This window comes from Hymenobacter agri, from assembly GCF_054778495.1.
Window position 1 is genome coordinate 1 of record NZ_BAAGZM010000324.1, and the last position, 4,720, is coordinate 4,720.

Sequence of the window (4,720 nt, forward strand, 5' to 3'; positions counted from 1 at the left end):
CGGGCCGGCGACGAAGCCGCCGCGCTGCGCCTACACCACACCCCCACGCCTGCCGAAACCATTCGCCATACCACGCACCCGGGCCTGGAGCTGGTGAACGTATTCGCCGCCGACGCCGCGCTGGCCAGCTGGATTTCGGCCACCTACGGCCCCACCGGCCGGTTGCTGCACCATACCAGCGCCCTGCTGGCCGGCCTGGTAAACCAGCGCGGGGCCGCTTCCCAGCGCCGCCTCTACCTCAACCCCGGCCAGCAGGAGCTCACGCTCGTGGTGCTGGGCCAGCACCTCGAATACTGCAACGTGTTTCCGTGCAGCACGGCCGAAGACGTGGTGTACTACACCATTCTGGTGATGCAGGAGCTGGCCCTCGACCCCGACCAGGACGACGTGACGGTGTGGGGCGACCTCACGCCCGACTCGGCCGTGTTCAGCCTGCTGCGCACCTACGTGCGCAATGTGCATTTTGGCGCCCGCCCTCCGCACGTGCAGTATAGCTACCGCCTCAACGACGTGTTTGAATACCGCTACTTCGATTTGCTCAGCCTGCACTTTGCCTGATTGAATTGTTGAGGGCTAAATGTTGAAGGTTGAATCAGGCGGCTTTTTACTCAGCACTCAACTGTCAAAAATCAACCCTTGCCATTCAACTCTGACTTATGCCCCGCATTGCCCTCTTTCCCGGTTCGTTCGACCCGTTCACCAATGGGCACCTCGACGTTGTGCAGCGCGGCTTAGAGCTGTTCGATGAAGTCATCATTGCCTTGGGCACCAACAGCGCCAAGCAGCGCTACCTGCCCGCCGAGCAGATGCAGGCGCTCATTGCCGACCTGTTTGCCGCGGAGCCGCGGGTATCGGTGCAGCTTTACCAGGGGCTGACGGCGGAGTTTGCCCGCACTACCGGGGCGCGCTTCCTGCTGCGCGGCCTGCGCAACAGCCCCGATTTTGAGTACGAAAAGCCCATTGCCTACGGCAACCAGCACGTTTTCCCCGGGCTTGAAACAGTTTTTCTGCTCACCTCGCCCACGCTCGGGGCCATTAGCAGCACCATTATTCGCGACCTGCACCGGTTTGGGGCCGATGTATCGGCGTTCGTGCCATTCGCGTTGCCCGCCCGGGCCGGGTAGCGCCGCTACTGCCGCGACATGGCCGTGAGCGGCACCACCCGCACCCCCAGCACCTGCGTGGGCCGGCGTGCGTGAAATACCGGCAGCACCAGGTAGCTGGCGGCTTCGGCCGACAAGCCGGCCATTTGCATCAGCACGTCTTCGTTGCGGCCCAGCAGCAGCCAATCGTTGAAGCGGCGCGTGCCGGCGTCGAAACTCACGAGTATGTTGAGCCCGCGGTACTGGAAAAAGCGTGTCGAATCGGTGGGGTCGGTGCTGGGCAGCTGGTCCAGCAGCGCCTGCACCGACGTGGGCACGGGCTGCGGTGCTCCCAAATGGCGCGGCAGGTCATCTATCGACAGCGGCAGCAGCGCCGGCACGGCCACCACTGCCCGAACCGGAGCAGGTGCGGCCGGCCGGGCTAACATCGGATGCGCGGGCTCCTGCAACGGCTCGTTCGAGTGCGAGCACGCCGTTAATGTTAATGCTGCTGCCAGCATTGCCCCGCTTATTTGCTTGCTGCGTAGTTGTTTTAGCCCCATATCCACGAAGATACGGCGCCGACAGGCTACTTCGCTTTGGCTTCTTTGCCAGGCTTGCCGGCCATTTCGCTCAGGTAGTGGCGCACTACCAGCGCAATGGAGGCGTAGGAATCTTCCAGCTTGGCCAGCGCTTCCTGGGGCGACATCCAGCGTACTTCCTCGATGTACTCCTCCGTTTGGGGTTTCATCAGGCTGTCGTCGATGCACTTCATCAAAAACCAGCTGGTTTTCTTCAGCATCTTGTTGCCCTTGTAGGCGTAGCTGTGCCAGGTGCTGGGCAGTTTCTCGCCCAGCTCCAGCTTGATGTTGGTTTCTTCTTCCACTTCGCGCAGGGCGCCGGCGGCTTGGTCTTCGTCGCTCTTGAGCTTGCCCTTGGGCAGGTCCCACTTGCCGAGGCGGTAAATCATCAGCACCTGGTCGCCTTTCACCACCAGCCCGCCGCCGGCCTTGGCAATCTTAAACTGGTCTTTGAGGTGCAGGGTGATGAACTTCTTTTTCTTCACCAGCATCGTCAGCGACTTCAGTTTTTTCAGCTTCTTCACTTCCATCAGGCGCAGCAACCGGTCGATGAATAGCGGACCGGCGTCCTTCACCAGCACGTCGCCCACCAGGTCTTTCGACGTGAAGTCGTCGTCGGGGTTCAGCACGAGGTCGAACTTATGCTTGTATACTTTTTCGCTAAGTTTTTTGATAACCAGCGGAATATCGTTGATGAAAATGTTCATCGGGAGAAGCAGCTTGAAAAGAACAGACGCCGGGCTCGTGGTGGCAACCGGCATCCAAAGAAAATATATGACCGTGGAAAGCTTCGGCCGCAAGATACGGGGCTGAACCGATTTCGCGGCCCGCCCCATCTTTGCGGCATGACGCACATTGGCCTGCTTTCCGATACCCACGGCTACTTCGACGAACGCATTGCGCACCATTTGCGCGGCTGCGACGAAATATGGCACGCCGGCGATTTCGGCGATGCCCGCGTGGTGGACGAATTACAGGCCCTGGCGCCGCAGTTCCGGGGCGTGTACGGCAATATCGACGGCACGGACGTGCGCCGCACCCAGCCCCTGGTGCAAGACTTTGAGGTTGAAGGCCTGCGCGTGATAATTACCCACATTGGCGGCTACCCGGGGCACTACGCCCCGGCCGCCCGCCCCCTGCTCGACGCCACTCGCCCCGGCCTGTTCGTGACGGGCCACTCGCACATTCTGCGCGTGATGCCTGACCCGCGCCGCCACCTGCTGCACCTGAACCCCGGCGCGGCTGGCCGCCACGGTTTCCACCAGGTGCGTACGCTGCTGCGCTTCGGCATTGAGGCCGGCAAGGTGGTGAATTTGCAGGCTGTGGAGCTGGGTAAGCGGGCGAGCTAGGCGGCCGCATTGGCGTGCTTCCCGCGCCGCCCTCCAACTGGCCGCAAACCAACGAGCCCCGTTCCCTGCAACAACAGGAAACGGGGCTCATGGCCTCAGGAGCTGCCAGCCGAAGGCTGCAGCTCGTTACTTACAGCGCGATTTCGGGCTTGGGGTGCTCGCCTTCCTGGCCGTCCTCGTTCACGGGCTTGGTCACGGCTTCGGCGTCGTCGAAGGCGGCTTTATTGGCGGCGGTTTTGTCGCCGGCCACTACTTCCTTCACTTTGTCAACGGCGTCGCTTACCAGGTGCGAAGCTTTCTCCACCACTTCGGAGTGCGAAACGGCATCGGCCACGTCGGTGGCAACTTCCTTCACCTTGTCGACGGCGGCGCTGGCGGCGTGCTTCACCGTGTCCAGCAGGCTGGTTTCGGTTTTCGCCTCGGGCTTGGCCGCGGCCGGAGCGGCGGTGGTGAAGCGCGATTTCAGCTCCTCCAGGTCCACGTTCTTCAGCACGGGGGTGCGAAGCAGGTTTTTGATGATGTTCTGCTTGTTGTTAGCACGGGCAATGTTCTTGCGGTGCTTGCGCTTCAGACGGGTAACGGACATGGCGGTTGGCGGAAAGAGGGGGATTTATTCGGTAACGGCAGCAGCGCTAAAGCGCGACTTCAGCTCCTCCAGGTCCACATTTTTGAGGACGGGGGTACGGAGCAGGTTTTTGATGATGTTCTGCTTGTTGTTGGCGCGGGCAATGTTCTTGCGGTGCTTGCGCTTCAGGCGGGTAACGGACATGGCCGGGGAAAAACTAAGGTATTATGAAATGGAGGGCAAAAGTACGCATCTGAACCGGGAAGTACAAGCCCGACAGGCATTTTATCGGCAAGGTGGGCCGGCGGCCGGGGTGAGCGGCACTTCGGCCGCGTACTTTTGCCGGCATGACTTCTCCCGCCTCCCTTCCCTTGGTTGACCTGCGCTCCGACACCGTGACGCGCCCCACGCCCGCCATGCTGGCTGCCATGTGGGCCGCCCCCGTCGGCGACGACGTGTACGAGGAAGACCCCACCGTGCGCCGCCTCGAAGAAGCCGCCGCCGCCCGCTTCGGCCTCGAAGCCGGCCTGTTCTGCCCCTCGGGCACCATGACCAACCAGATTGCCATCAAGGCCCACACCGAGCCGCTGAGCGAGGTAATTTGTGAGCAGACGGCCCACGTGTACCTCTGGGAAGTGGGCGGCATTGCCTTCCACTCGGGGGCGAGCGTGGCACTGCTGCCCGGCGAGCGGGGCCGCCTCACGGCCGCGCAGGTGGAGGCCGCCATCCGGCCCGAAAACGTGCACTACCCCACCACCCGCCTTGTGTGCCTGGAGAACACTCACAATCGCGGCGGCGGCAGCTGCTATAGCTGGGACGACATGGCTGCCATCAGTGAAGTGGCGAAAAAGCACGGCCTAGCCCGGCACCTCGACGGCGCCCGCGTGTTCAACGCGCTGGTGGCTACCGGGCAGCGCAGCGAAGATTACGGCCAACTGTTCGATTCGATTTCGGTGTGTTTGAGCAAGGGGCTGGGCGCGCCGGTGGGCTCGGTGCTGCTGGGCTCGAAGTCGTTTATTCAGAAGTGCAAGCGCATTCGCAAGGTGATGGGCGGCGGCTGGCGGCAGGCCGGCTACCTGGCCGCAGCCGGCCTTTTTGCGCTCGAAAACCACGTGGAGCGCCTGGCCGACGACCACCGCCGCG

The 4,720-nt window shown here is 62.5% G+C and carries 8 protein-coding genes; 4 read left to right on the plus strand and 4 right to left on the minus strand.

Annotated elements, in window-relative coordinates:
* The coding region (locus ACYVDE_RS14780) for a DUF3822 family protein (protein WP_460502314.1) at positions 1–558 on the plus strand (558 nt) is incomplete at its 5' end.
* Positions 559–656: 98 nt separating this feature from the next.
* Positions 657–1,124, plus strand: coding sequence for a pantetheine-phosphate adenylyltransferase (gene coaD / locus ACYVDE_RS14785; protein ID WP_460502315.1), 468 nt, complete (start codon positions 657–659; stop codon positions 1,122–1,124).
* A 5-nt stretch (positions 1,125–1,129) separates the two neighbouring features.
* On the opposite strand, the gene ACYVDE_RS14790 is transcribed toward coaD, so the two are convergent.
* The gene (locus ACYVDE_RS14790; RefSeq protein WP_460502316.1) at positions 1,130–1,531 is read right to left on the minus strand and encodes a hypothetical protein; all 402 of its coding nucleotides are present in this window, start codon (positions 1,529–1,531) and stop codon (positions 1,130–1,132) included.
* Positions 1,532–1,671: 140 nt separating this feature from the next.
* Entirely contained in the window at positions 1,672–2,370 is a 699-nt protein-coding gene (locus tag ACYVDE_RS14795; RefSeq protein WP_460502317.1) for an NUDIX hydrolase, read from the minus strand.
* A gap of 138 nt (positions 2,371–2,508) precedes the next feature.
* On the opposite strand from ACYVDE_RS14795, the gene ACYVDE_RS14800 reads away from it, so the two are divergent.
* On the plus strand, positions 2,509–3,012 hold the full coding sequence (locus ACYVDE_RS14800) for a metallophosphoesterase family protein (protein ID WP_460502318.1): 504 nt from the start codon (positions 2,509–2,511) through the stop codon (positions 3,010–3,012).
* A gap of 130 nt (positions 3,013–3,142) precedes the next feature.
* Here ACYVDE_RS14800 and ACYVDE_RS14805 read toward each other — a convergent pair whose 3' ends face one another.
* Positions 3,143–3,598, minus strand: coding sequence for a hypothetical protein (locus ACYVDE_RS14805; protein ID WP_460502319.1), 456 nt, complete (start codon positions 3,596–3,598; stop codon positions 3,143–3,145).
* Positions 3,599–3,622: 24 nt separating this feature from the next.
* Positions 3,623–3,781 carry a hypothetical protein gene (locus tag ACYVDE_RS14810; protein ID WP_460502320.1) on the minus strand — a complete coding sequence of 53 codons (159 nt, stop codon included), beginning with the start codon at positions 3,779–3,781 and terminating at the stop codon, positions 3,623–3,625.
* A 143-nt stretch (positions 3,782–3,924) separates the two neighbouring features.
* Here ACYVDE_RS14810 and ACYVDE_RS14815 point away from each other — a divergent pair.
* On the plus strand, positions 3,925–4,720 hold a 796-nt coding region (locus ACYVDE_RS14815), incomplete at its 3' end, for a threonine aldolase family protein (RefSeq protein WP_460502321.1).